The following is a 24,366-nucleotide window of genomic DNA, read 5'->3' as shown; positions in this document are numbered from 1 at the left end:
CCCGCGGCCGGGAAGGGTCGCTACCCTGTGGCGGTGGCGACCACGGCGGCGCAGGAGATCCAGGTGGGGGAGCGGCTGGTCCGCGTCTCCAGCCCCGACAAGCCCTACTTTCCGGAGCGCGGGCTGACCAAGCTGGACGTGGTCCGTTACTTCCTGTCCGTCGGCGACGGGATCCTGCGCGCGCTGCGGGATCGGCCGACCATGCTGGAACGGTGGCCGCGCGGCGTGTTCGAGGGTGCCACGGTCGCCACCCGGCAGACGAACAAGGGCGACGCCTTCTACCAGAAGCGGCTCCCGGCCGGCGCGCCCGACTGGGTCCGCACCGCGCACATCACGTTCCCCAGTGGCCGAACCGCCGACGAGGTCGCCCCGGACGAGCTGGCGGTGGTGATCTGGGCGGCCAACCTGGGCACGCTGCGGTTCCACCCGTGGCCGGTGTCGAAGGACGACGTGGAGCACCCCGACCAGCTGCGCATCGACCTCGACCCGATGCCGGGGGTGGACTTCGCGCAGGTGGTGCCGGTGGCGCACGAGGTACGCGCGTTTCTCGCCGAGCTGGGCCTGGAGGGCTTCCCGAAGACCACCGGCGGGCGCGGCATCCACGTCTACGTCTCGATCGAGCCGCGCTGGAGCTTCGGCGAGTGCCGGCGGGCGGTGCTCGCACTGGGCCGGGAGATGCAGCGCCGCCTGCCCGACCTGGTCACCACCACCTGGTGGCGCGACCAGCGGGACCGGCCGGTCTTCGTCGACTACAACCAGATGGCCCGCGACCACACGATGACCTCGGCGTACTCGATCCGGCCGACGCCCGCGGCGCTGGTCTCGGCGCCGCTGGACTGGGCCGAGCTGGACGACGCCCGCCCGGCGGACTTCGACGTGCTGAGCATGCCCGCGCGGTTCGCCGGGCGCGGCGACCCGCACGCCGGGCTGGACGGGCGGCGGTACTCGCTGCGACCGCTGCTGGAGCGGGCCGACGCCGAAGGGCTGGAGTCGCCGCCGGAACGCTGACCGGTCAGTCCCAGGGGCTCTGCGTGCCGTCGAACTCCTCGAACACCAGCCAGGTGCGGGTGGACAGCACCCCGGCGATGCTCTGCACCCGGTCCAGCACCACGTCCCGCAGCGTCGCGTTGTCCGGCGCCCGGACCAGCGCGAGGACGTCGTGCTCGCCGCTGAGCAGTGCCGCGTGCTCGATGTAGCGCACCCGGGCCAGCTCGGCGGAGACCTCCCGCCAGGTGTTCTGCTCGATGGTCAGCGCGATGTACGCCGACGTGCCCAGCCCGGCCGGCTCCGGCGCGACCCGCGCGGTGAACCCGGTCAGCACACCGTCGCGTAGCAGCCGCTCCACCCGGGCGTACGCGTTGGTGCGGGAGACGTGCACCCGTTCGGCGAGCGTACGGATGGACGTCCGGGCGTCGCGGACCAGTTCGCGCAGGATCCGCCGGTCGACCTCGTCCAGCGGCCCGGCCGAACGTCCCGTTCCGCCCGCCGCGCCCGGTGTGGCGCCGGTCTCCTGGCTCACCTCAGCCGCCCTCCCGTGCCATTCGTCCCGCGTTCATCCCGGATGTTGAGTCAATCATCCACGACCGGGAGCATAGGGCCACCACACGTCCAGGAGGTCCCCGCCGTGACGACCACACCCCAGGCGGTCCGCAGGGCATCCCCGCGCACCCGCCGGAAGACCACCCCGGCCGCACCCGACCCGTCGGCCGGCTTCATGCCGCAGCGGGAGCCGGTCCGGCTGCTCGAACCCGACGGGACCCCGCTGCCGGCCCGCGACGACTACCCGGAGCCGCCGGTCGAGGCGCTGCGCGAGATGTACCGGCGGATGGTCGTCGGCCGCCGCTTCGACGTGCAGGCCACCGCGCTCACCAAGCAGGGCCGCCTCGCCGTCTACCCGTCCGCGCGCGGCCAGGAGGCGTGCCAGATCGGCGGTGTCCTCGCGCTGCGCGAGGACGACTGGGTGTTCCCCACCTACCGCGAGTCGATGGCGCTGACCGCGCGTGGCCTCGACCCGGTCGAGGTGCTCACGCTGCTGTGCGGCGACTGGCACTGCGGGTACGACCCGGCCGCCACCCGCACCGCGCCGCAGTGCACCCCGCTCGCGACCCAGTGCGTGCACGCCGCCGGGCTGGCCTACGGCGAGTCGTACCAGGGGCGCGACACGGTGGCGCTGGCGTTCATCGGCGACGGCGCCACCAGCGAGGGCGACTTCCACGAGGGCATCAACTTCGCCGCCGTGTTCAAGGCGCCGGTCGTCTACCTGGTGCAGAACAACAAGTACGCGATCAGCGTGCCGCTGTCCCGGCAGACCGCCGCGCCGAGCCTGGCCTACAAGGGCGTCGGCTACGGCGTACCCAGCGAGCAGGTCGACGGCAACGACCCGGTGGCCGTCCTGGCGGTGCTGGATCGCGCCGTGGCGCACGCCCGTGCCGGCAAGGGCCCCTACCTGGTCGAGGCGCACACGTACCGGATGGAGCCGCACACCAACGCCGACGACCAGACCCGCTACCGCGACGCCGACGAGGTCGAGGCGTGGCGCGACCGCGACCCGATCGCCCGGCTCGAGGCGTACCTGCGGGCCAGGGGCGTGCTGGACGACGCGGCCGTCGCGGCCGTCGCGGAGGAGGCCGAGGAGTACGCCGCGACGCTGCGCCGCCGGATGGACTCCCAGCCGACCGTGGACCCGCTGAGCCTGTTCGACCACGTGTACGCCGAGCCGACGCCGCAACTCGTCGAGCAGCGCGAGATGGTCCGGGCCGAGTTGGCCGCCGACGGGGAGGGGGACGCCTGATGGCCACCATGACCATGGCGAAGGCGCTCAACGCCGCACTCGCCGACGCGATGCTCGACGACGAGCGGGTGGTCGTTTTCGGCGAGGACGTCGGCCAGCTCGGCGGCGTCTTCCGGATCACCGACGGGCTGCAGGCCCGGTTCGGTGACAAGCGCTGCTTCGACACCCCGCTCGCGGAGGCCGGCATCGTCGGGTTCGCGGTCGGCCTGGCCATGTCCGGCCTGCGGCCGGTGGTCGAGATGCAGTTCGACGCGTTCGCGTACCCGGCGTTCGAGCAGATCGCCTCGCACGTGGCGAAGCTGCGAAACCGCACCCGCGGCGCACTCAGCGTGCCGATCGTCATCCGGGTGCCGTACGCCGGTGGCATCGGCGGCGTGGAGCACCATTGCGACTCGTCCGAGGCGTACTACGCGCACACCCCCGGCCTGAAGGTGGTCACGCCGGCGACCGTGGACGACGCGTACTCGCTGCTGCGCGCCGCCGTCGACGACCCCGACCCGGTGGTGTTCCTGGAGCCCAAGAAGCTCTACTTCACCAGCGCCGAGGCCGAGCTGCCCGCCCGCACCGCGCCGATCGGCACCGCCGTGGTGCGTCGCCCCGGCAGCGACGCGACGCTGATCGCGTACGGGCCGGCGGTGCCGGTCGCGCTCGCCGCCGCCGAGGCCGCCCGCGAGGAGGGCTGGGACCTGGAGGTGGTCGACGTGCGCAGCATCGTGCCGTTCGACGACGCCACCGTCACCGCCTCGGTACGCCGTACCGGCCGATGCGTGGTGATCCAGGAGGCGCAGGGCTTCGCCGGTGTCGGCGCGGAGATCGCCGCCCGGGTCCAGGAGCGCTGCTTCCATGCCCTGCACGCGCCGGTGTTGCGGGTGTCCGGGCTGGACATCCCGTACCCGGCGCCGATGCTGGAGCACACCCACCTGCCCTCGGTCGACCGGGTGCTGGACGCCGTGGCCCGCCTGCAGTGGGACGACCAGCCCGACACGCGGTGGGTGGCGGCATGACCGAACGCACCGAGCGGAGCGAGGGCCGTGAGGGCATGCCCGGCCAGAACGGCATGACCGCGGCGGTCGGAACCCGCGACTTCCTCCTGCCCGACCTCGGGGAAGGGCTGAGCGAGGCGGAGATCGTCGAGTGGCGGGTCGCCGTCGGCGACGTGGTCACCGTGGACCAGAGCGTGGTCGAGGTGGAGACCGCCAAGGCCGTCGTCGACGTGCCGTGCCCGTACGCCGGCCGGGTCGTGGCCCTGCACGGCGCGGCCGGTGAGGTCCGCCCGGTGGGCCAGCCCCTCATCACCATCGCGCCGCTCGACGACGCCCCCGACCCGCACGCCACCTACCGTGAGGAGGAGCGGGCCGGGTCCGGCAACGTCCTGATCGGCTACGGCACCGGCCACGGCGGCACGGGCCGGCGGCGGCGCCGCCCGCGACTGGCCCTGACTCCCGGGACCGGCGCACCCGCCTCGGCGGGCCCGGCGGCCGGGACCGGCTCTCCGGCCCCGGCGGGTCCGGCTCCGGCCGTTTCGCCGGTTCCGAGCGGCACGGCCGCGCCGGCGGACCGCACCGCCGAGCGGGCGCAGCCCCACGGACCGTCGGCGCCGCTGGTCATCTCGCCGATCGTGCGGCGGCTGGCGAAGGAGCACGGCATCGACCTGGCGTCGCTGCGCGGCACCGGGCCGGGCGGCGTGATCCGCCGGGCCGACCTGGACGCCGCGGCGGCCGCCCCCGCTCCGGCGGCCCGGCTGGCGGCGGTGCCGGACGTTCCGGCCGCGCACGTCGGGCTCGCCCCGGCCGGCGACGGCGACGCGGTCATCCCGCTCACCGGCATCCGCAAGGTGATCGCCGACAAGCTGTCCCGCAGCCGCCGGGAGATCCCCGAGGTGACCATCTGGGTCGACGTGGACGCCACCGGGCTGCTGGAGACGCGTGCGGCGATCAACGCCGCCACCCCGGACACGCCGGTGAGCATCCTGGCGCTGCTGGCCCGGATCTGCCTGAGTGGCCTGCGGAGGTATCCGCAGCTCAACGCGCACGTCGACACCGAGGGCCAGCGGATCGTCCAGTCCGCGGGCGTGCACCTGGGCATCGCCGCCCAGACCGACCGTGGCCTGGTCGTGCCGGTGCTGCGCGACGCGCAGCGGCTCACCACCCGGGACCTGGCCGCCGCGCTCGCCGAGACCACGGCGGCGGCCCGGGCCGGCACGCTCCCGCCGGCGCGGCTGACCGGTGGGACGTTCACGCTCAACAACTACGGCGTGTTCGGCGTGGACGGCTCCACGCCGATCATCAACCACCCCGAGGCGGCGCTGCTCGGCGTCGGCCGGATCGTGGACAAGCCGTGGGTGGTGGACGGGCAGCTCGCCGTCCGCAAGGTGACCCAGATCAGCCTCACGTTCGACCACCGGGTCTGCGACGGTGGTGTGGCCGGCGGCTTCCTGCGCCACGTCGCCGACTGCGTCGAGCAGCCCGCGCTGCTGGTCGCCAACGTCTGACCCGTCACGTCCGGCCCCGGCCCGCACCACGAGGGCCGGGGCCGCTCGCGTCCCCGCTGCTACCCGTTCGCGATCTTGCACTTGCCGCCCTCGATGCGCCCGATCCTGTGTGTTTGTCGGTCCGGTGCGGCCCCTCGTGCCCTCACGCCCCCTCTCCCAGTCGATCATGAGGTTGGCGGGGACGAATCGGACGCCGGTGCGCTGTCAACTTCATGATCGGCGGACGAGGGGCAGGCAGGCGGGTGGGGTGCGGGGCGCGGGGTGGGCGGGGGTGGGGAACCGGGCGGAGGGGGCGTGGGGCGCAAGCCGGGACGGGAATTACCTGTCCGGCACAATTCGCGCAGCTGTTTCCGAGCAATTCCGCCGAAGGTGCCACGGCGCGATCCCGGGCCTACAGAATGTGGGCGAGAGGGTTCGGAAATGGGGGGCGAAATATGTTTGCGAGGCGCCGATTGACGCTTTTCGCGATGACCGTCGCAGCCGCGCCGCTGGCGGTCGGCGCGTGCACCGCCGGCCCGAAGTCGGTGGCGAAGCGGGCCGAGGCGGCGCCGCCGTCGGTCTCCGTGACGCCGGTCGACCGCACGCGGGACGTGCCGATCAGCGCGGAGGTGGGGACGAAGGTCAGCAACGGTAAGGTGACAGCCGTCAAGCTGACCGACGACAAGGGCAACACCGTGCCGGCCCAGCCGCGTGAGGACGGGTCCGGCTGGGTGCCGGACCGGCCGCTCGCCAATTCCCGGACGTACACCGCGGAGGTGACCGCGACCGGCGATTCCGGCAAGACCGCCACGCAGAAGACGACGTTCACGACGATGGCCAAATCCACCAAACCGGCAGTCACCAGCGAATTGTATTTCCGATCGAACCAGACGTATGGGACGGCGATGCCGGTCGTGCTCGGATTCGACCCGCCGATTCCCGAGGAGGCCCGCGCGGACGTGCAGCGCCGGCTGTTCGTGAAGACCGACCCGCCGCAGCCGGGCACCTGGTCCTGGGTGGCCGACGGCAAGCAGGCCGAGTACCGGGCACCGGACCGCTGGAAGCCGGGTACCACGATCAGCGTGCGCAGCGGGCTGCAGGGGCTGCCCATCGGCAAGGACGCGATCGGCGACTCCGACCGGATCGCCACCGCCAAGGTCGGCCGGCAGGTGACGCTCGACATCGACAACGGGACCAAGCAGATGACCGTCTACCAGGACGGCAAGGTGCTCAAGAGGATCCCCGTCAGCCTCGGCAAGCCGAGCACGCCGACGTCCAGCGGCGCGATGGTGATCATGGAGAAGCACGAGCACACCACGTTCGACACCCGCGGTGAGCCCGACGGTGGCTACGTGGTCGACGTGGACGACGCCCAGCGGCTGACCTGGGGCGGCGAGTTCATCCACTCGGCGCCGTGGTCCGAGGGGGACCAGGGCAGCACGAACGTCTCGCACGGCTGCACCAACGTCTCGGCCACCGCCGCGGACTGGCTGATGGGCATCACGCAGGTCGGTGACCTGGTGACGGTCAAGGGCACCGAGGTGAAGCTCGACCAGGGCAACGGCTTCACCGCCTGGAACGTGGGCTGGGACGAGTTCGCCAAGGGCAGTGCGCTGCCCGTACCGGCGGGGCTGAAGCCCACGCAGAGCGCCACGCCGCACCCGGGCGCGGTGGCCGGTGGGTCGTCACCGGCCCCGGCCCCCTCGCGGAGCAACAGCGGCGGCTGAACCTGGGGAGGAACGGCCCCGGGGCCGGCCCGCGTCCGCGCGGGCCGGCCCCGCGCCGTGCTCGGTCCAGGCCGACGAGGGCCACCCCGTTCGCGGTCAGGCTGCCCAGCCAGAGGTGGCGTCCGCGCGGGGCAGCCCGACGGCGTTTCGCCGGCTCCCGCGCGGCGTGGCGTGGCGGCTGCGGGGGCGACCCTGAGACCGCTCGGGGTCGGTTCCCGGACACTACCCGGAACCCCCGCCGCGAGGTCCGGAAATGTCGGTGGGCCCGAGTAGGTTTGGCCGCATGGTACCCAGCGTTGAGCGCTTCCACGTGGCGACGGACGTGCACGATCACGTGGTCGAGCTGCGACCGGTCGGCGAGATCGACATCGCCACCGTGACGGCGTTCCGGGCCGCGCTCTGGGCGGCGCCGGCCCGGCCGGTGCTGCGGGTCGACCTGTCCGGTGTGCGGCTGCTCTCCGCCGCCGGGGTCCGCGCGCTGGTCGCCACCCACCTGCGGGTCCGGGCCCGCGGCGGTGAGCTGGTGCTCACCGACCCCGACCCGGTGGTGGCCCGGGTGCTGCGGGTGACCGGCCTGCACCGGGTGCTTCCGGTGCGCTGCTCCGACCGCTCGCGAGCCCTGCCCGACCGCGACCAGGGCCTGCCCGGCCGCGCCCCCGAACTGGTGGCCTGCGCGGCCTGAACGGCTGCCGGCCCGGGCGCGCGCAGCCGGGCCGGGCGCACGTCGGGCCGCCGGCGCGAGTGCCGACGGCCCGACGGGAAGGGGGCGCTGCTCAGCGCACGCCGAGCAGGTCCACCACGAAGACGAGCGTCTCATTCGGCTTGATGACGCCACCCGCGCCCCGGGCGCCGTAGCCCAGGTGCGGCGGGATGGTGAGCTTGCGCCGGCCGCCCACCTTCATACCCACGACGCCCTGGTCCCAGCCGGCGATGACCTGGCCGCCGCCGAGCGGGAACTCGAACTTCTCACCCCGGTTCCACGAGGCGTCGAACTCGCGGCCGTTGGAGTGGGCCACGCCCACGTAGTGCACGCTCACCAGTTGGCCCGGGCGGGCCTCCGGGCCGTCGCCGACGGTGATGTCCTCGACGACGAGATCAGCGGGCGGTGCGCCCTCGATCGGGCCGACCTCGGGCTTGTCCATGAGCGGGTCTCCTCGGATGCTGACGGTGTGGTCACCGTCGATCCTGCCGGATCGTGACCGGCCGATACGCGCCGGTCCCCGCACACAGGTGTGGCGGGGACACGGAAGAAGGCGGGCGCCGCCTGCCGGCGGCGCCCGCCCGGGGGCGAACTGGTCACTTCAGCCAGGGGAGACGCTGGACCAGGGGGAGCTTCGCCCAGGCCCGGCCGAGGCCGAGGGTGTTGCCGGCGCCCACCAGGGCCAGGCCGGCCAGCAGACCCGCGTAGATGAGGTGGTCGTCCATGAAGGGGTTGTTCGCCGGGGGCAGCACGGCCGTCCACATCAGGACCAGGAGCAGCCCTCCCGCGGCGGCGGCGATCCGGATGCCGACGCCGAGCATCAGCGCGACACCGATGCCGAGCAGGCCGACCATGAACAGCCAGTCCGCCCAGGCCGCGCCGGCCAGGTTCTGGTAGAAGCCCGCGAACGGTCCCTCGACCGCGTTGCCCAGGAAGCCCCTGGTGGGGCTGCCGCCGTTGATCCAGGCGTTCTTCGCCGGGGTCTCATGGCCCAGGCCGAACATTTTGTCGAGGAAGGCCCAGAGGAACACCCAGCCCAGCGCGAGTCGCAGCCCGGCCCAGACGTACCGGGTGGCCTTCCGGCGGGTGGTCCCGGTGTGCGCCGCCGGAGCGTTGGTGGCGGCGGTGGTCCGCTCGATTGTCGCGGTCATTGTCTCCACGTCCCTTCCTGTGCCTCGCACCGCGCTTCCCGGTGGCACATTCATTCCACCGCCGCGTGACGTCCGGCAGCAGGGCCGAGAGGTGCCCTCGTGACCGGGTCGTTGGTCCCGTCCCCACCCGGTCCGGTCGGCCCGTCGCCGCCGGTCCGCCGCCCCTGACCGGGACCTGATGACCACTCCCGCTGTCACCACCCACGAGCGGGCGTCACCGCCCGGCTGATGGACCACGAGGCGGTCAGGCGGCTCCCGGTGCTCGACGACCTGGGCCGGCTCACCGGCATCGTCACCCGCGGTGACCTTCTGCGCGTGCACCTGCGTACCGACGCGGACATCCGTGCGGAGGTCGTGCACGAGGTGCTGCGCCGGGTGCTGTCCGTGCGCGACGGCCTGGTCACGGTCCAGGTCCGCGGCGGCGAGGTCACCACGGACGGGCGGCTGGACCGGCGCAGCGCCGCCACCCGGGCCGCGCCGGTCAGGTGGGGCCCGCGGTGGCGAGCTGGGCGGCGAGCAGCGCCGGAGCCTCGGCCAGCGACGGGCCGTACCAGGTGAGGTGCCGGCCGGACACCAGCGCCGCCGGCACCCCCGGGAACGCCTCCGGGCCGTCGCCGGCGGTGAACCGGTACGGCTCGTCGGGCAGCACCACGAGGTCCGGTGCCCGGGCGCGCAACTCGTCCAGGCTCGGCCGGGGATAGCGGTCCGCGTCGCCGGCCCAGCCGTTGCGCACCCCGAGCCGGGCCAGCACGTCCCCGGCGAACGTGTCCCGCCCCAGCACCACCCACGGCCGCCGCCACACCGGCACCACAGCCGTGCGGGCTCGTCCCGGCGGGGGCAGCGCGGACCAGGCGTCGCGGGCCGCCCGCAGCCACGACGGCTCGGCCGGTGCGCCGAGCGCGACGACCAGCTCGCCGAGCTGGTCGAGGGCCTCCGGCACGGTGCGCGGGAAGGTGACCCGGACCGGCACCCCGGCCGCGCGCAGCGCCTCGGCGTCGGCCAGCCGGTTCTCCTCCTCGTTGAGCAGCACCAGATCCGGCTCCAGCGCGAGCACCCGGTCCAGGTCCGGGTACTTCGTCCCGCCGACCCGGGCGACGTCCAGCCCGGCCGGATGGGTGCACCAGTCGGTCGCACCGACCAGCACCTCCGGGCGGGTGGCCGCGACCGCCTCGGTCAGCGACGGCACCAGCGAGACCACCCGCACTGCGTCTCCTCTCCTCGACCCGGACCGCCGGTCAGCGGGCCGCCGCGGTCACCGCGTCGGCGGTCTCCGGCGGCAGGCCGGCCACCGGCAGGCCCTTGCGTACCGCCCAGTCGACCGCTGCGCGCAGGTCAGCGGTGGGCAGCGGCCGCCGGGTGGTCACCCCGACGGCCGCGTGCACGGTGTACGCCATGAACGGGTACGACCGGGCCAGCGCGCCGATCGCGTCGTGCAGCCGGCGTACCACCTCCAGCGCGGCCGGTTCGTCGAGCCCCGGCAGGAGGAGCTGGAACTCGTTCTCGGTGACGCGCAGCGCGCGGTCGACCGGCCGCAGCACGGCGGTGATCGCGGTGAGCACGGCGTGCCCCTCGCGGGCGACGCCGCGGCGGCCGAAGCGTTCCGGCGAGCCGGGCGGCGCGTCCACCCGCAGGCCGACCAGCGCCACCGGCAGCGTGCCGGAGGCGGTCACCCCGTCCGCGCCGGACCACCGGGCCAGGCCGGCCTCCTCCAGCATCGTCTCGGCCGGCTCGACCGGCTGGTCGATCCGGTCGCCGCGGCGCGCCAAGAGCCGCAGCGCCGCCTCGGCTCGCGGTTCGCCCGGCCCGGCCGGGATGTCCCGCACCCGGGCGATCGCCTCGTCCAGCGCGGTACGAGCCGCTGCGGGCAGCCGCTCGGCGAGCTGTTCGCGCAGCCGGATCGCCTCGTGCAGCGCCTCGTCGCGGCGGAAGCCCCAGCGTCCCTCGAACAGGCGGCCGGACTCCAACGTCGGCGCGGGCACCACCTCGGCCCGGTCGTGGGCGACGAGTGTGGCGCCGAAACGCGGGCTCAGCGCCACCACCGTCCACTCCCGGGCCAGCGCCTCCGCCTCGTCGAGCGGCACGCCGTAGGCGCCCTCGGGCAGGTCGGGCGGCGGTCCGCCGACCATCGCCACCACCGTCACGGCGGCGCGGCCGGCGATGCGCCGGTAGACCTCGCGCTCCCGGGCGAAGTACGGCAGCCGCTGGAACAGCGCGAGCACGACGAGCGGGCCGTCCTCGGCCTCGGCGAGCGCGGCGCGTTCGATGGCGTGGGACACGGCGACGAGACTGCGTTTGGTGAACTGTTCCGGGGTCCGTCCGCTGGGCACGGGCAGAGCCTAGAGGGACGGGCGTGCCGGCGCACCGGTCGGCCGGACCGGTCGTGCCCCACCACATAGACTCGGGCGTCGGCCGGACGAGGGGGATCGGGGCGAGATGACGAGCACAGGCAGCGTGACCGCGTCCTGGCTGCGGCCGATCCCGCCCGGCGCCGCGCCGTCCCTGGTGCGTGCCGGTCACCTCGGTCACGGCGGGCGACGGCTCGGCGACCTGGTGCAGGGCCGCCCGCCGGGGGTCACCGGCAGCCAGTGGAGCACCGCCGGACGGGCGTCGCTCGACCTGGTGGTCTGCGCCGCCGACACCGGGCTGCCGCGCTTCGCGGTGCGGTTCACCGTGCCCGCCTCCGACGGGTCGCCCGCCCGGCGGTCCGAACGGCTGACCGACGCGGTCTGCGCCGCCGTGGGCCTGCCGCTGCTGCGCGTCGAGTCGCCGGCGCTGGGCGGCGCGGACCAGGTCCGCCGGTTCGTCGCGTACGTGCTGGACGCGCGGGCGTTCGCCGACGGCACCGACCCGGACGCCGGTGACGCGGTCGGGTTCCGGGACATCGTCGGCCGGCTGCCGGACGGCCGGCGCGGGCCGGTGAACGACCTGGGCGCGCTGGCCCGGGTCGAGGCGGTCGAGGCGTACGTGGCCGGCCGCATCGCCGATCCGATCGTGCGTGGCCTGCACGTGCGTTGGACCGGCGGCCCGGCGGAGGGCTGGGCCTGGGCCGAGGTGCGGCCCGGCCGCTGCCTGCTGGAGCGGGTCCGGCTGACCTCGCGCGGCTTCGCCTGCGGCGTCGACCCGGGGCGGCTCGCCGAGGACCTGGCCGCTGCGGCGCTGGGGGAGCGGCTGCGGGACCTCGACGGCGCAGCGCCGTCCCTGGTGGACCGGGACGAGCTTCTCCGGCGGGTACGCGCGCTGGCCGCGCAGCGGGACTCCTTCGACGGTGGGTTCGCCTTCGACCATCTCTGCGCCGACTGAGCCGTCCTCGCCGCCGAGGACGGCGGCTTTCGATTTTTTTCCGATCTCCGGTGAACCTTCGCCGACGGCGCTCCGTACCTCATCGGGAATGGACGCGGATCTTCCCCGCCGCGCCCCGACGGCGCGGAGACGGTGCGGAAAGGGCATCGTCGGCCATTGGCGTGCGACCGAGCGTCGCAGTGATCTCACACCGCGAATTCGTCGGCCCGCCGGGATCACCAGTCAACTACCGGATCGAGAAGGAGAGCAATTCGATGCGCAGGTCCACACGGGCGCGCCGGTCATCCGGTAACGCGCGGAGCAAGCGGATGCTGGCGGTTGTCGGCACGCTCGCGGTATTCGGCGGCGTCGTCGCCGTCACCCAGATCTCGTCCGCCCAGGACCGGCGGACGACCACCCGCGCCGCCTCGGCGTCCTGCGTGCCGGCGAGTCCCGGGGCGACCGCCCCGAAGGGGCAGGGCAGCACCACCCGTACGTGGCAGGACGGCCGCTGGGTCCGCAACCACTGGGGCGACGGCCAGATGTCGCCGGCCGAGTGCGAGCAGACGAACGCGGGCGGTGCCGGCGCCGGCACCCCGACCGTGGCCTGCCCGGACGTCCGCGGCCGGCTGCCGCAGGTGCCCGACCGGGCCCGGGCCGAGGTGGACCGCAACCTGGCGCTGCTGGAGAGTCAGATCGCCGAGGCGAACCGCCGGCTCGCGGCCGACGGCCGCAACGGCGGCGAGTTCATCAACAATGCGATCCTGCGTCCGTTGGCGGACAAGCGGACCGCCACGCTCAACCGGATCGCCACTGCCATCGGCCGGGTCGCGCAGCGCCCGGAGGGGCTGGACCAACTCGCCCAGTGCGCGGTGACCGACATCCCTCAGAACGGCGGCGACAACGGCGAGAACAATGGCGGGAACGACGGCGGCCAGAATGGCGACGGGAACGACAACGGCGGTGGTCAGGACAACGACGGCGGCAACGGTCTGGACGTGCTCGCCAACGACTGCTCCGACAGCCGGCTCGAGGCCCACGACGGCTTCCAGAACGGCAACCGGTGCGTGAGCACCGCGTTCGGTGAGGTGGGCGCCGCGGCGAACAACCCGTCGCTGCTGATCACGCAGTTCCCGGACCAGGTGCGGCGCAACCAGCCGTTCACGCTCCGGGTCACCACCAAGAACCTGGTGCGGGACCGCTTCCTCGCCGCCGGCCAGGGGGGCTACTACCTGGAGAGCTCGCTGCTCAACGGGGAGGGCCTGGTGCGCGGCCACTTCCACACCGCCTGCCGGATGCTCGGCAGCACCCGGCAGCCCCCGAACCCGCAGGACGTGCCGGCCTTCTTCGTCGCCACCGAGGACGGGCGGGGCAGCGAGCAGCCGGACGACGTGCTGATCCAGATCCCGGGTCTGGCGCAGTCGGGCGTGGCGCAGTGCGCGGTCTGGGCCGGTGACGGCTCGCACCGCATCCCGATGATGGAGCGGGCGAACCAGACCCCCGCCATCGACGTGGTGCGCATCCGCGTCAACTGAGCGGGCGAACGGTAGCGGCCGTCCGGAGGGCTCCTCCGGGCGGCTGCTGCCGTTCCCGCGTACGGGCACGGTGGGAGGTGGTCCCGAAAGAAATCTCGGGCGGCGGTATCCGGCGGGATGGAAATCGCCGGCCGTGGAAAGCCGATCGGGGCCACGCCGATTTCTCAGCGTGACCCCGGGATGCCCGACGGTGAACCGGCGGCGGTCAGCGGTTCTTGTACGCCTCGACGACCGACACCGGGATGCGTCCGCGCTCGGAAATCTCGAACCCGTTCTTGGCGGCCCATTCCCGGATGGCGCGGTTCTGCTCGCGGTCCATTCCCGAGGTGCTCGGCCGGGTGGTGCGTCGGGCGCCGCGGGGGGCCTCGGCCGCTCCCCGGCCCATTCGCCTGCCAGCGTTGATGTAGGGATCCAGCGCCTTGCGCAGGACGCCCGCGTTCTCGTCGGAGACGTCGATCGTGTACGCCACGCCGTCCAGGCTGAACTCGACGGTCCGATCGGCCTTTCCGCCGTCGAGGTCGTCGGTCAGAACAGTGATTACTTTCCTTGCCATCGCCATTACTCCCTGTGTCGGGCGGGGTGTGGCTAAGAGTTTGACCTACCATGCCGTAATTCCGCAAGAATAGCCGACTGTTTCCATTCGGCGGGTCCGTGGTAAAGGGTGCCGCCATTGGGCCGCGAGCGCGGGAACGCACCGCCTCGCAGTGGTGTGGCTCACAACCCGGAACAAGGGGCACGGTTTGTTACTTGAGCCAAGCACGCTCAACCAACGTGATGGCAGGTGCTCGATGGCAACTCTTCCGGTACTTCCCCTGACCGACGCCGTCCTGCTGCCCGGGATGGTCATTCCGGTGACCCTCGACCCGACCACCCAGGCCGCCGTCGACGCGGCGCGCGCCACCGGCGACAAGCAACTCCTGGCCGTACCCCGCATCGACGGCGAGTACGGCTCCGTCGGCGTGGTCGCCACGATCGAGAAGGTGGGCCGGCTGCCCAGCGGCGAACCGGCGGCGGTCATCCGCGGTCTGACCCGCGCCCGCATCGGCTCCGGCGTGCCCGGACCCGGCGCCGCGCTCTGGGTCGAGGCGACCACACTCGACGAGCCCGCCCCGGCGGGCCGTGCCCGGGAACTCGCCCGCGAATACCGCGCGCTCATGACATCAGTGCTCCAGCAGCGCGGCGCCTGGCAGGTGATCGACGCGATGGAGCGGATGACCGACCTGTCCGAGCTGGCCGACTCGGCCGGTTACGCGCCCTGGCTCAGCCTGACGCAGAAGACCGAACTGCTCGCCGCGCCGGACGTCACCGCCCGGCTGGAACTGCTCGTCGGCTGGGTGAAGGAACACCTCGCCGAGCAGGAGGTCACCGAGCAGATCAACAGCGACGTCCGCGAGGGGCTGGAGAAGTCCCAGCGGGAGTTCCTGCTCCGCCAGCAGCTCGCCGCGATCCGCAAGGAACTGGGCGAGGACGAGCCGGACGTCGACGCCGGCAACCTGGCCCGCTACCTGGGCCGGCCGAAGTTCACCCCGGAGTCGGCCGAACGCACCGCCGTGCCCGGCGTGGCGACCGGCCTGGCCGTCACCGGCGCCGGCGGCGACGTGCTGTTCATCGAGGCCACCACGATGGAGGGCGAGCCCGGGCTGACGCTCACCGGCCAGCTCGGCGACGTGATGAAAGAGTCCGCGCACATCGCGTGGTCGTACCTGCGGTCGAACGGACGGCGCCACGGGCTGGACCCGAACGCGCTGGCCGGGCGGCGGATCCACCTGCACGTCCCGGCGGGCGCGGTGCCCAAGGACGGCCCGAGCGCCGGCATCACCATGGTGACCGCGCTGGCGTCCCTGGTCACCGGGCGGCCGGTGCGGCCCGAGTTCGGGATGACCGGCGAGGTGACGCTCTCCGGCCGGGTGCTGCCGATCGGCGGGGTGAAGCAGAAGCTGCTCGCCGCGCACCGGGCCGGTCTCACCGAGGTGATCATCCCGAAGCGCAACGAGCCGGACCTGGACGACCTGCCGGCGCAGGTGCGGGAGGCGCTGACCGTGCACACCCTGTCCGACGTGGCGGACGTGCTCGCACTGGCGCTGCGCCCGGCCGAGATCGGCACGGAGTCGCTGGACGGCCCGGCGCTCGCCGCGGCCTGACGACCGTCGCCCCGGCCACCGTACGCGTGGTGGCCGGGGCTCTCGTCGCGTCCGCCCGCCGGGGACGCCGGGCTCAGCGGCGGTCGCGCCGCTCGTAGCCCCGGTCGCGGCGCTCGCCCGGCCCGTCGCCGTCCCGGTCCCGGCGTACCGTGGCCTTGCGCCCCTTGATGGTGGTGCCGCGCAGCCCCGCGATGATCTCGTCGGCCACCGCCTGCGGCACCTCGACCAGCGAGAACCGGTCGGCGATCTCGATCGAGCCGATGTCCCGGCCACTGATCCGGGTCTCCCCGGTGATCGCGCCGACCAGGTCCTGCGGCCGAACCCCGGCCCGGCGGCCCAGCCCGATGAAGACCTGGGTGGTGCCGCCGGTACGCGGCCGGCCCGGGCCGCGGCGCTCGCCCCGCCCGCCGGTCTCCGGCCGGCCCTCGCGCGGGCCGCGGACCGGAACCTGCGGGATCTCCTCCTCGTCGTCCGAGCCCGGCGACGTCGCCTCGTGCGCCAGCTTCACCGCCGCCAGCGCCACCTCGACCAGGTCGAACTCGTCGGTGAGCGACTCCACGATCGCCCGGTACGGGTCGAGGTCGTCCTCCAGCAGGCTCTCCCGCAGCGCGCCCTGGGTCAGCTCCAGTCGCCGGGTACGCATGTCCGCCACCGTGGGAATCTTGTCGATGGCGATCCGCTGCCCGGTGACCCGCTCGATGGTCTTGAGCATCCGGTGCTCACGCGGCTCGGCGAGCGTGATCGCCACGCCCTCCCGGCCGGCCCGGCCCACCCGGCCGATGCGGTGCACGTACGACTCCGGGGCAGACGGTACGTCGTAGTTGACCACGTGGGTGAGCTGCTCGACGTCCAGCCCTCGGGCCGCCACGTCGGTGGCCACGAGCAGGTCCGCCGTTCCGGACCGCAGCCGGCCCATCACCCGGTCCCGCTGCTCCTGGCTCATCCCGCCGTGCAGCGCCTCGGCCCGGTAGCCCCGGCCGTTCATCGTCTCGGTGAGCCGGTCCACCTCCTCCCGGCTGCGGCAGAACACGATCGCCGCGGTGGGCGACTCCACGTCCAGCACCCGGCCCAGCGCGGCCGGCTTGTGGCCCCGGGCCACGATGTACGCGCTCTGCCGCACCCGGGGGGCCTCCCCGGCGACCGGCCGCTCCCGCTCGATCCGGATGCGGACCGGGTCGGTCAGGTGCTGCCGGGCCAGCCCGTCGATGCGGGCCGGCATGGTGGCCGAGAACAGCACCGTCTGCCGGCCGGCCGGGGCGTGCTCCAGGATCGCCTCGATGTCCTCGGCGAAGCCCATGTCGAGCATCTCGTCCGCCTCGTCCAGCACGACCGTGGCCAGCGCGCCGAGCCGCAGCGTGCCCCGGGCGATGTGATCGAGGGCCCGGCCCGGCGTCGCCACCACCACGTCCACCCCGTGGTCGAGGGCGCGTAGCTGCCGGCCGATCGGCTGCCCGCCGTAGATCGGCAGCACCCTCGCCCCCAGGTCCTTGCCGTAGCGGTGGAACGCCTCGGAGACCTGCACCGCCAGCTCCCGCGTCGGCACCAGCACCAGCGACACCGGGTCGCCCTCGGCCCGCCCCACCGGCATCCGCTGCAACAGCGGCAGCGCGAACGCGGCGGTCTTGCCCGTACCGGTCGCCGCCTGGCCCAGGAGATCCTGCCCGGCCAGCAACGGGGGGATGGCCTCCCGCTGGATCGGGGTCGGTTCCTCGTAACCGAGCGCGGACAGCGCGCCCAGCAACTCGGTGCGCAGCCCGAGGTCGGCGAACGCGATGGCCTCCTCGGCGTCGGCGGGAACGGCGGGGTCGGTCGGGGTCGGTGCGGCGGTCATGCGACAAGTTTTTCATCACCGCCGCGCGGCGGTCGCGGCGACCGGGGCAAACGTTCGCCGCGCCACCTGCGTGCCGTCCCGTCCGGGTGATCCGGCGCGGCCCCGTGCCCCCGCCGGATCACCGGCACAGGACGGCCAGCAGCGTGGTGAGGCCCACTCCGACGTCGAACAGCGCGTACCCGCGCGGCACCACCGTGCCGGTGCGGTGGTACCAGGCGTCCCAGGCCGCATGGACGAGCCAGCCCACACCCACCAGCGCCCCGGCGAGGTCGGTGCACGCGGTCTTCGCCACGACCGCCAGCCCGCCCCACACGGCCGCCCGGCGAGCTGCGCCGCCAGCGCGCGCCGGTCGGCCCACTGCCGCCGCCCGGCGGCGGCGAGGTCGCCGCCGAGCTGACCCGGGCCCTGCCCGGCTGCGCCCCGGTGATCCTCACCGGACACGGCCGGCCCGCCCAACTCCGCCCGGCGCTCACCGCCGGGGTGCGGGGTTCCTCGCCGAGGGGGCCCCGGCGGCGCGCTGGCCGACGTGATCCGCCGGGTGCACTCCGGGGCGCGTCACGTCGATCCCGCGCTGGCGGCGGTCCGGCGGGCGCGACGCCGGCTGGCTCTGACGTACGGGGCGTCACGCGCGGTCGCCGGCGACTAGCCTGATCACGTGCGGACGGTCGAACTGCTCTGCTCACCCGAACTGGAAGCGGCGGTTCGCGCCGCCTGGCACCGGCTCGCCGCCGCCGGGCTGCCCAGCCTGGCCCGCAACACGCACCCGACGAACCGGCCGCACCTGACGCTCGCCTCGGTGGAGGATTTCCCGCCCGGCGCCGAGCAGCGCCTGGCCGACCTCTGCGACGCGGCGCTGCCGCTGCCGGTGCGGCTGGGCCGGGTGGCGGTGCTCGACGGCAGCGCGCCACTGGTGTGGCTGGTCCGCCCGGCACCGCAGCTCGTCGCGCTGCACGGCGCGGTCTGGGACGTGCTCGCCGAGGCGTCCGGCGGGCACTCGTGGCACCAGCCCGGCCGATGGGTGCCGCACCTGAGCCTGGCGTTGCGGTTCGGTGCGGCGGACCGGCGCCGGGCCCGGGCGGTCGCCGGGGCGCACCCGCCGGCCGGTGCGTTCGTGGCGGCGCGCAGCTACGACGGCGACACCCGCACGGTCAGCGAGCTGACCACCGCCTCTCCCCGTACCGGCGGCTGAGCCGGGGCGGCCCACAGGGGGACGGCTCCGCGGTCGTGAGCGGTGGAAGCGCGGGTAGGCGGACTCCGCGGTCACCGCTGGCGACGCGCCGCCGTGCGCCACCAGCCCGATCCGTGGCGTCGTGTCCGCCGGGAACGTCCACACCGCGGACTCTTCGGCGCGGCCCGAACCGTGCCCGTGCCAGCATGGGCCGATGACCACTGGCGCCGACGGCCGCGGCCTCGCCGGGTTCGCCGCGCTGCTCGCCGACCCCACCCGGGCCGGCTTCTGCCTCGCCCTGCTCGACGGCCGCGCCTGGACCGCAGGCGAGCTGGCCCGCGCCGCCGGGGTCGCCGCGTCCACCGCCAGCGACCACCTCACCCGGCTGGTGGCCGGCGGCCTGCTCGCCGAGGAGCGGCAGGGCCGTCACCGGTACATCCGCCTCGCCGACCCGGGCGTCGCCCAGCTCGTCGAGGAGCTGGCCGCACGGGCGCCGACCCCGGCCACCCCGCCCCGCACGTTGCGCGCCGCGTCCGAAGGCGCCGCCCTGGCGTACGCCCGCACCTGCTACGACCACCTGGCCGGGCGCCTCGGCGTGCTGCTGCACGACGCCCTGCTCACGCGTGGCGTGCTCGACCGCTCCGGCGGCCTCGCGCTGACCGGCACCGGCGTGACCTGGCTGGCCGGTCTCGGCGTACCCGTCGAGCCGCTGCGCGCCACCCGGCGGCCCCTGGTCCGCGACTGCCTGGACTGGACCGAACGCCGCCCGCACCTGGCGGGTGCGGTCGGGGCGGCACTGTGCGGGCGCTTCCTCGACCTCGGCTGGACCGTGCGCGGCACCGGCCGGGCGATCCGGGTCACCCCGGCGGGGCGGGACGCGCTGGCCGAGACGCTCGGGCTCGACCCGGCGCTGCTGGCCCCGCCCGCGTCCCGCGGCAGCGGTCCCGCCCGCGCCTGACCCGCCCGCGCCCGACCTGCCCGCGCCCCGCGGCACCGGTCCCGCTCGCCCGGACCGCCGGGTGTGCCCGGCCGGATCGTTCGGTCCGGACCGAACTGTCAGCGCCCTACGGTGGGGCGATGGAGTCACCGACGATCCCTGCGATGACCGACCGGTACCGCGTGTTCCGGGAGCTGCACCGGCCCGGCGACCCGCTGCTGCTGCCGAACGCCTGGGACCACGCCTCCGCCGCGGCGCTCGCCGCCCGGGGCCATCCGGCGATCGGCACGACGAGCCTGGGTGTGGCTGCTGCCGCCGGCCGGCCGGACGCGGTCCGTGCCACCCGCGCCGAGACGCTGGAGCTGGCGTACCGGCTGCGAAACCTGCCGGCGCTGCTGACGGTGGACGTCGAGGACGGCTTCCACGACGATCCGGCGGAGGTGGCGGCTTACGCCGGCGAGCTGGCCGCGCTCGGCGTGGCCGGCGTGAACCTGGAGGACGGCCGCCCGGACGGTCGCCTGGCCCCGGCGGAGCACGTCGCCGCCGTGGTCGCGGCGGTCCGCGCCGCGGTACCGCAGGTCTTCGTCAACGCCCGCACCGACGCCTGGTGGCTGGGTGTGCCGTCGCCGCTGGACGAGGCGCTGCGGCGGGCGGCGCTGTTCCGGGCCGCGGGCGCCGACGGGCTGTTCGTGCCGGGCGCGCCCGACGACCTGGTCGGCGTGCTCGCCGCCGAGGTGGGGTTGCCGCTCAACGTGCTGTACCGGCCGGGCGGGCCGGACCTCGCCGCCCTCGGACGGCTCGGGGTGGCCCGGGTCAGCACCGGCTCGCTGCTGTTCCGGGCGGCCCTCGGGGCGGCGCTGCACCTGACCGACGCGATCGGCGCCGGGCGCGACGCGGGCCTGCCGGCAGCGCCCGGATACGAGGAGGTGCAGGCGCTGGCATCGCCGTCCGCCACCTGATCGGGCACATCGGGGGAGATGGGACGATTGCGGACGCCCAGCTCATTACGCTGTATGCAGGCCCAATCACGCCGTGTCCTGACCGAGAGGGGACGGAGACCATGCGAGTGCCCAGCCGCAGCCCCGGTCGCCAGCCCGGTCCCGCCGTCACGTCCACCGCCCCCGCGCGGCGGGTGCCCGCCGCCGGTCCCCGGGCCGGTGCCGAGCCGGACCTCTCCGCATACCGGGCGGCGGTGGCGGAACTCCTGGTCGAGGTGGGCGCGCTCGCCGACGCGCCGTCGGTCACCGCCCGCCAGGTGCTGCTCGACCAGCGGCTGCGTGAACCGGCCATCGCCGCCGTCCTCGACGTCACGCCGCAGGGCCTGATCGGGGCCCGGGAGACGCTGCTGCTGGAGATGGCCCGCTACCAGCCCAACGCGCGCAGCTCGGCGCAGGACCTCACCGCGCTGGTCCGGATCTACCTGCTCTCCCGCGTCGATGTCCTCTGGTGGCGGGACAGCCCGACGTTCCTCACCGACGACCAGGTCAGGGCCAGCACCGAACTGGTCGACCTGGAGTGGCTGCGCCGTCGCGGCCTGATCGAGTTCCGCTACCAGGAACAGCCCGCCACAGTGGTAGGGCGCGGACTGCGGGCGGTGCGGCGGCGGCTGCGCCCGGCCGCCACCCCGCGTACCGCCGGGCTGCTGTTCCGCCGGGCCCGCCGCGAGATGATCGCGTTCCTCAACGACCTGGCCCGGGAGTTCACGGCAGTCGCGCCGGACGGCACGCCGCCGCTGTGGGTGACCAGCCTGGCCCGCAGCGCCGAGCACCAGTACCGGCTGCGCCGCCTCGGGTACGCCGCGATGGTGCCCAGCGGGCACTGCCTCGGCTGGGCCGCCGACGTCGAGCTGGAGTGGTACGACCGGTTCGGCGCCCGCCCGGTGCTCGCCGGGCTGCTGCTGGCCCGCCAGGACGCCGGCGAGGTGAACGTGGTCGACGAGGGCCAGGCCTGGCACGTGTGCCTCGCCCCGGCCGCCCGCCGCCGTTACCGGCGGGCGTACGAGACCGAGATGGGGGTGTGACAGGTGTGCGGCATCGCGCTGAGCATCGGCCCCGACGCGGACCCGGCCACCTTCCGGCGGATGCTCGCCGCGCTCGCGCCACGTGGTGAGGTCACCGAGACCCGGCAGGAGAAAGGCCTCCTGGCGGGCGTACGGCGGCTGCGGATCGTGGACCGGGAACGCTCCGTCCAGCCGTGGATGTCGCCGGACGAGCGGCACCTGCTCTGCTTCAACGGCGAGATCTTCAACCACCACGAGCTGCGCGCCGAGCTGACCCGGCTGGGGCACCGGTTCACGACCGCCGGCGACACCGAGGTGGTGCTCGCCGCCTTCCGCCGGTGGGGCGGGAACGCAGTACGCCGGCTGCGCGGCGAGTACGCGTTCGTGGTCGTCGAACGCGACACCGGCCGGGCGTACCTGGCCCGTGACCCGCTCGGCGTCAAGCCGCTGTACTGGTCCCGCCTGCCCGGCTGTCTGCACCTCGCCTCCGAGGTCAAGGCGCTGGTCGGGCACGGCGCGCCGATCGGCGAGGTGGCGCCCGGGCATCACGGCTGGGTCGAGCCGGGCCGACCGGTCCGGATCGGCCCGCACGTCGACCTGCTCACCCTCGGCGACGGCCTGCCCGTGATCGACGACCCGGACGAGGCGGCGCTACTGGTGCGCGTCGCCCTCACCGACGCCATGCGCGCCCGACTGGACACCGACCTCACCGTCGGCGTGGTGCTCTCCGGCGGCCTGGACAGCTCACTGGCGCTGCTGCACGCCCGGGAACTGCACCCGGACTGCGTGGCGGTCACCATCGGCGTGCCGGAGAGCCCGGACGTCGCGTACGCCCGGCGGCTCGCCGCCGACCTCGGCGTCCCGCACGAGGTGATCGAGCTGCGGCCGCGCGACATCCGGCTCGCCGACGTCCGCGAAGCGATCCGGATCTCCGAGCTGACCGAGTACGGCGACATCATCAACGCTGTCGTCTCGGTGCCGATCTTCCGGCGGCTGCGCGAGATGGGCGTCCGGGTGGTGCTCACCGGCGACGGCTCGGACGAGCTGTTCGGCGGGTACCCGATGTACCGCCGGGTCGGGCCGGAGCGGTCCCGCCGGCTGTTCCTGCACAAGATCCGCAACCTGTGCCGGACCGAGCTGCAACGGGTGGACCGGGCCAGCATGGCGCACGGTGTGGAGGCCCGGGTGCCGTTCCTCGACCTCAGCGTCGTCGAACTGGCCATGCGGCTGCCGCTGGACGTGAAGCTGCGCGACGGGCAGGAGAAGTGGATCGTCCGGCGGGCCTTCGCCGACGTGCTGCCCGCCTACGTGAGGCAGCGGCCCAAGAACCCGATGTCGTACTCGTCCGGGCTGCACGAGCGGGCCCGCCTCTACAAGCCGCTGTTCGCCCGGCTGCACCGGTCCTTCGGCTACGACCTGCTGGAACCGGTCCGCCGGGACTTCGACAGCGTGCTCACCCGGTGCGGCAACGACCTCGACCGGGCCATCGCCGAAGGCATGGCGCGGCCCGACTACACGGTGCTGGAACACGCCCGGGACCTGGTCGGCGCGGCCCGCTGGAACGCCGCCCCGATGGTCCGCCGGCTGGTCAACCCGCGCCGCACCCGAGGCGACGAGGCGCCCCTGCCCGGCTGAGCCCGGTCAGCGACGCAGGTCGACCTCGGCGGCCGTGCCGGACACCGGGTCCATGCAGTGGACGGTCGCACCCGGACGCAACCGGTCGTCCGAGGCGTACCGCCGGGCCAGCTCCCGCCCGGCGGCGGCGTCGCCGCGGTCGGCGGCCACCAGCAGCGCGGCGACCTCGTCGACGAGCGGCAGGTCGGCGTCGGTCAGGTCCTCGGTCATCGCCCCGAAGCCGTCCCAGAGCAGCACCTCGTCCTTCTGCCGGTGGGCCAGCTCCAGCAGCACGTAGTCGTGGACGAACCAGTCGCCCCGGAACGGCAGCGACGGGTCCACGCCGTAGGTGTCCGGGTCGATGCGCCCCGCCCGGTGCGCCAGCCAGACCCGCGCCGCCGAGTCGAAGTGCCCCGCCTCCGGGTCGATGTCGTAGCCGTCGAACGGCCGGTCGTCGGCCGGGTCCAGCTCCGGGTCGGACCACACCCAGCGCCCGCCGTCCCACCACTCCGCCAGCACGTGGTCGTGATGCCACCCGGGGACGAAGTAGCTCGCGAACCCGACCCGGCTGCGGGCCGGGATCCCGTGCTGGCGCAACGCCGCGACGGTGAGCAGGGTGTGGTCCCGGCAGCAACCGGCGACCCGCTCGGCGGCCGGGCGCCCGGCGGTCAGCGGCAGCGGGAACCGGGACTGGTCGGCGTCGAGGATGCGGTCCAGCCAGCGCAGGTTCGCCTCGGCCCGGCGGGCGTCCGGCAGCTCCACGCCACCGGCCCGGTAGTGGACGATCACGTTGCGGGCGGTCGCCGCGACAATGGGCAGGTCGGCCGGAACGGCGTCGAGCAGCGCCGCGTGGTGGCGGGGATCGCTGTACGGGGAGTGGGTCCGGTAGTCGTCGACGTCCATCCACCCATTGTCGGCGCCCGACGCGGCCCGCGGAGGCCCGCTCGAAGCGCAATGTCGCGTACCCGAACGCCAGGTCCGATCGCCGCCAGCGCCGCCGTCGGGGCCGCACCAGACTGGGAC

General features: G+C 74.5%; 24 protein-coding genes. 15 read left to right on the top strand and 9 right to left on the bottom strand.

All coding sequences use genetic code 11. The features are described 5' to 3' along the window. Window positions 1-27: 27 nt before the first annotated feature. Window positions 28-1,008 (top strand): DNA polymerase domain-containing protein, encoded by a 981-nt coding sequence (locus GA0070215_RS08360; RefSeq protein WP_091043593.1) that lies wholly within the window; start codon window positions 28-30, stop codon window positions 1,006-1,008. 4 nt (window positions 1,009-1,012) lie between these two features. On the opposite strand, the gene GA0070215_RS08355 is transcribed toward GA0070215_RS08360, so the two are convergent. Beyond that, complete coding sequence (locus tag GA0070215_RS08355) at window positions 1,013-1,519, bottom strand: Lrp/AsnC family transcriptional regulator (protein ID WP_013286599.1); 507 nt, start codon at window positions 1,517-1,519, stop codon at window positions 1,013-1,015. 72 nt (window positions 1,520-1,591) lie between these two features. On the opposite strand from GA0070215_RS08355, the gene pdhA reads away from it, so the two are divergent. The 5 genes from pdhA to GA0070215_RS08330 all read left to right on the top strand — a co-directional run bounded on the left by pdhA (window position 1,592) and on the right by GA0070215_RS08330 (window position 7,670). Then, complete coding sequence (gene pdhA / locus GA0070215_RS08350) at window positions 1,592-2,791, top strand: pyruvate dehydrogenase (acetyl-transferring) E1 component subunit alpha (RefSeq protein ID WP_091043749.1); 1,200 nt, start codon at window positions 1,592-1,594, stop codon at window positions 2,789-2,791. Further along, on the top strand, window positions 2,791-3,795 hold the full coding sequence (locus GA0070215_RS08345; protein WP_018784122.1) for an alpha-ketoacid dehydrogenase subunit beta: 1,005 nt from the start codon (window positions 2,791-2,793) through the stop codon (window positions 3,793-3,795). Before pdhA ends, GA0070215_RS08345 begins: the two co-directional genes overlap by 1 nt. A gap of 53 nt (window positions 3,796-3,848) precedes the next feature. Continuing rightward, window positions 3,849-5,282 (top strand): dihydrolipoamide acetyltransferase family protein, encoded by a 1,434-nt coding sequence (locus GA0070215_RS08340; protein ID WP_091043745.1) that lies wholly within the window; start codon window positions 3,849-3,851, stop codon window positions 5,280-5,282. Window positions 5,283-5,716: 434 nt separating this feature from the next. Next, window positions 5,717-6,988, top strand: coding sequence for a L,D-transpeptidase (locus GA0070215_RS08335; RefSeq protein ID WP_167361496.1), 1,272 nt, complete (start codon window positions 5,717-5,719; stop codon window positions 6,986-6,988). Between the two features lie 283 nt (window positions 6,989-7,271). Continuing rightward, window positions 7,272-7,670, top strand: coding sequence for an STAS domain-containing protein (locus GA0070215_RS08330; RefSeq protein ID WP_051090433.1), 399 nt, complete (start codon window positions 7,272-7,274; stop codon window positions 7,668-7,670). Between the two features lie 91 nt (window positions 7,671-7,761). On the opposite strand, the gene GA0070215_RS08325 is transcribed toward GA0070215_RS08330, so the two are convergent. Beyond that, window positions 7,762-8,130, bottom strand: coding sequence for an FKBP-type peptidyl-prolyl cis-trans isomerase (locus tag GA0070215_RS08325; protein WP_091043586.1), 369 nt, complete (start codon window positions 8,128-8,130; stop codon window positions 7,762-7,764). 154 nt (window positions 8,131-8,284) lie between these two features. Then, window positions 8,285-8,848 (bottom strand): DoxX family membrane protein, encoded by a 564-nt coding sequence (locus GA0070215_RS08320; RefSeq protein ID WP_026267586.1) that lies wholly within the window; start codon window positions 8,846-8,848, stop codon window positions 8,285-8,287. A 219-nt stretch (window positions 8,849-9,067) separates the two neighbouring features. On the opposite strand from GA0070215_RS08320, the gene GA0070215_RS08315 reads away from it, so the two are divergent. After that, window positions 9,068-9,397 carry a CBS domain-containing protein gene (locus GA0070215_RS08315; protein ID WP_026267587.1) on the top strand — a complete coding sequence of 110 codons (330 nt, stop codon included), beginning with the start codon at window positions 9,068-9,070 and terminating at the stop codon, window positions 9,395-9,397. On the opposite strand, the gene GA0070215_RS08310 is transcribed toward GA0070215_RS08315, so the two are convergent. Both GA0070215_RS08310 and GA0070215_RS08305 read right to left on the bottom strand, forming a co-directional pair. Next, a complete protein-coding gene (locus tag GA0070215_RS08310) occupies window positions 9,321-10,043 on the bottom strand; it encodes a helical backbone metal receptor (protein ID WP_091043582.1) in 723 nt (240 codons plus the stop codon). The two genes, GA0070215_RS08315 and GA0070215_RS08310, sit on opposite strands and share 77 nt — an antisense overlap. A 31-nt stretch (window positions 10,044-10,074) precedes the next feature. Continuing rightward, window positions 10,075-11,166 (bottom strand): DICT sensory domain-containing protein, encoded by a 1,092-nt coding sequence (locus GA0070215_RS08305; protein WP_026267588.1) that lies wholly within the window; start codon window positions 11,164-11,166, stop codon window positions 10,075-10,077. 106 nt (window positions 11,167-11,272) lie between these two features. Between GA0070215_RS08305 and GA0070215_RS08300 the strand changes: the two genes are divergently transcribed. Together GA0070215_RS08300 and GA0070215_RS08295 are read left to right on the top strand one after the other, a co-directional pair. Then, on the top strand, window positions 11,273-12,139 hold the full coding sequence (locus tag GA0070215_RS08300; protein ID WP_091043578.1) for a PDDEXK family nuclease: 867 nt from the start codon (window positions 11,273-11,275) through the stop codon (window positions 12,137-12,139). Between the two features lie 308 nt (window positions 12,140-12,447). Then, window positions 12,448-13,653 (top strand): hypothetical protein, encoded by a 1,206-nt coding sequence (locus tag GA0070215_RS08295; protein ID WP_051090434.1) that lies wholly within the window; start codon window positions 12,448-12,450, stop codon window positions 13,651-13,653. Window positions 13,654-13,858: 205 nt separating this feature from the next. On the opposite strand, the gene GA0070215_RS08290 is transcribed toward GA0070215_RS08295, so the two are convergent. Continuing rightward, window positions 13,859-14,206 carry a histone-like nucleoid-structuring protein Lsr2 gene (locus tag GA0070215_RS08290; protein ID WP_026267590.1) on the bottom strand — a complete coding sequence of 116 codons (348 nt, stop codon included), beginning with the start codon at window positions 14,204-14,206 and terminating at the stop codon, window positions 13,859-13,861. 235 nt (window positions 14,207-14,441) lie between these two features. On the opposite strand from GA0070215_RS08290, the gene GA0070215_RS08285 reads away from it, so the two are divergent. After that, the gene (locus GA0070215_RS08285) at window positions 14,442-15,794 is read left to right on the top strand and encodes a S16 family serine protease (RefSeq protein WP_091043575.1); all 1,353 of its coding nucleotides are present in this window, start codon (window positions 14,442-14,444) and stop codon (window positions 15,792-15,794) included. Window positions 15,795-15,867: 73 nt separating this feature from the next. On the opposite strand, the gene GA0070215_RS08280 is transcribed toward GA0070215_RS08285, so the two are convergent. Together GA0070215_RS08280 and GA0070215_RS08275 are read right to left on the bottom strand one after the other, a co-directional pair. Beyond that, on the bottom strand, window positions 15,868-17,625 hold the full coding sequence (locus GA0070215_RS08280; protein ID WP_091043571.1) for a DEAD/DEAH box helicase: 1,758 nt from the start codon (window positions 17,623-17,625) through the stop codon (window positions 15,868-15,870). Between the two features lie 118 nt (window positions 17,626-17,743). Next, complete coding sequence (locus tag GA0070215_RS08275) at window positions 17,744-17,917, bottom strand: hypothetical protein (RefSeq protein ID WP_244166914.1); 174 nt, start codon at window positions 17,915-17,917, stop codon at window positions 17,744-17,746. Between the two features lie 363 nt (window positions 17,918-18,280). Between GA0070215_RS08275 and GA0070215_RS08265 the strand changes: the two genes are divergently transcribed. From GA0070215_RS08265 to GA0070215_RS08245, 5 genes are all read left to right on the top strand, one after another. Further along, window positions 18,281-18,814, top strand: coding sequence for a 2'-5' RNA ligase family protein (locus GA0070215_RS08265; RefSeq protein WP_018784135.1), 534 nt, complete (start codon window positions 18,281-18,283; stop codon window positions 18,812-18,814). A 193-nt stretch (window positions 18,815-19,007) separates the two neighbouring features. Next, window positions 19,008-19,751, top strand: a complete 744-nt coding sequence (locus tag GA0070215_RS08260) for an ArsR/SmtB family transcription factor (RefSeq protein ID WP_091043567.1) — start codon at window positions 19,008-19,010, stop codon at window positions 19,749-19,751. Between the two features lie 143 nt (window positions 19,752-19,894). Further along, the gene (locus GA0070215_RS08255; RefSeq protein WP_018784137.1) at window positions 19,895-20,689 is read left to right on the top strand and encodes an isocitrate lyase/PEP mutase family protein; all 795 of its coding nucleotides are present in this window, start codon (window positions 19,895-19,897) and stop codon (window positions 20,687-20,689) included. A gap of 101 nt (window positions 20,690-20,790) precedes the next feature. After that, window positions 20,791-21,750 (top strand): hypothetical protein, encoded by a 960-nt coding sequence (locus tag GA0070215_RS08250; protein WP_091043564.1) that lies wholly within the window; start codon window positions 20,791-20,793, stop codon window positions 21,748-21,750. A 3-nt stretch (window positions 21,751-21,753) separates the two neighbouring features. Next, window positions 21,754-23,364 carry an asparagine synthetase B family protein gene (locus tag GA0070215_RS08245; RefSeq protein ID WP_018784139.1) on the top strand — a complete coding sequence of 537 codons (1,611 nt, stop codon included), beginning with the start codon at window positions 21,754-21,756 and terminating at the stop codon, window positions 23,362-23,364. Between the two features lie 6 nt (window positions 23,365-23,370). Here GA0070215_RS08245 and GA0070215_RS08240 read toward each other — a convergent pair whose 3' ends face one another. After that, window positions 23,371-24,246: a transglutaminase domain-containing protein gene (locus tag GA0070215_RS08240; RefSeq protein ID WP_091043560.1), complete on the bottom strand. Its 876-nt coding sequence runs from the start codon at window positions 24,244-24,246 to the stop codon at window positions 23,371-23,373. Window positions 24,247-24,366: the final 120 nt, after the last annotated feature.

The organism is Micromonospora marina (assembly GCF_900091565.1).
In the GTDB taxonomy this organism is placed as follows: domain Bacteria; phylum Actinomycetota; class Actinomycetes; order Mycobacteriales; family Micromonosporaceae; genus Micromonospora; species Micromonospora marina.
Note: the sequence above shows the minus strand (reverse complement) of the source record. Positions and strands in the feature narration are given on the sequence as shown.

Bases quoted from the DNA above. Each gene is read 5' to 3' on its own strand.
- GA0070215_RS08295 (WP_051090434.1), top strand. From the start codon at position 12,448: ATGCTGGCGGTTGTCGGCACGCTCGCGGTATTCGGCGGCGTCGTCGCC.
- GA0070215_RS08335 (WP_167361496.1), top strand. From the start codon at position 5,717: ATGTTTGCGAGGCGCCGATTGACGCTTTTCGCGATGACCGTCGCAGCC.
- GA0070215_RS08250 (WP_091043564.1), top strand. From the start codon at position 20,791: ATGCGAGTGCCCAGCCGCAGCCCCGGTCGCCAGCCCGGTCCCGCCGTC.
- GA0070215_RS08345 (WP_018784122.1), top strand. From the start codon at position 2,791: ATGGCCACCATGACCATGGCGAAGGCGCTCAACGCCGCACTCGCCGAC.
- GA0070215_RS08290 (WP_026267590.1), bottom strand. From the start codon at position 14,206: ATGGCAAGGAAAGTAATCACTGTTCTGACCGACGACCTCGACGGCGGA.
- GA0070215_RS08340 (WP_091043745.1), top strand. From the start codon at position 3,849: ATGACCGCGGCGGTCGGAACCCGCGACTTCCTCCTGCCCGACCTCGGG.
- GA0070215_RS08285 (WP_091043575.1), top strand. From the start codon at position 14,442: ATGGCAACTCTTCCGGTACTTCCCCTGACCGACGCCGTCCTGCTGCCC.
- GA0070215_RS08330 (WP_051090433.1), top strand. From the start codon at position 7,272: ATGGTACCCAGCGTTGAGCGCTTCCACGTGGCGACGGACGTGCACGAT.
- GA0070215_RS08260 (WP_091043567.1), top strand. From the start codon at position 19,008: ATGACCACTGGCGCCGACGGCCGCGGCCTCGCCGGGTTCGCCGCGCTG.
- GA0070215_RS08325 (WP_091043586.1), bottom strand. From the start codon at position 8,130: ATGGACAAGCCCGAGGTCGGCCCGATCGAGGGCGCACCGCCCGCTGAT.
- GA0070215_RS08280 (WP_091043571.1), bottom strand. From the start codon at position 17,625: ATGACCGCCGCACCGACCCCGACCGACCCCGCCGTTCCCGCCGACGCC.
- GA0070215_RS08300 (WP_091043578.1), top strand. From the start codon at position 11,273: ATGACGAGCACAGGCAGCGTGACCGCGTCCTGGCTGCGGCCGATCCCG.
- GA0070215_RS08255 (WP_018784137.1), top strand. From the start codon at position 19,895: ATGACCGACCGGTACCGCGTGTTCCGGGAGCTGCACCGGCCCGGCGAC.
- GA0070215_RS08315 (WP_026267587.1), top strand. From the start codon at position 9,068: ATGGACCACGAGGCGGTCAGGCGGCTCCCGGTGCTCGACGACCTGGGC.
- GA0070215_RS08240 (WP_091043560.1), bottom strand. From the start codon at position 24,246: ATGGACGTCGACGACTACCGGACCCACTCCCCGTACAGCGATCCCCGC.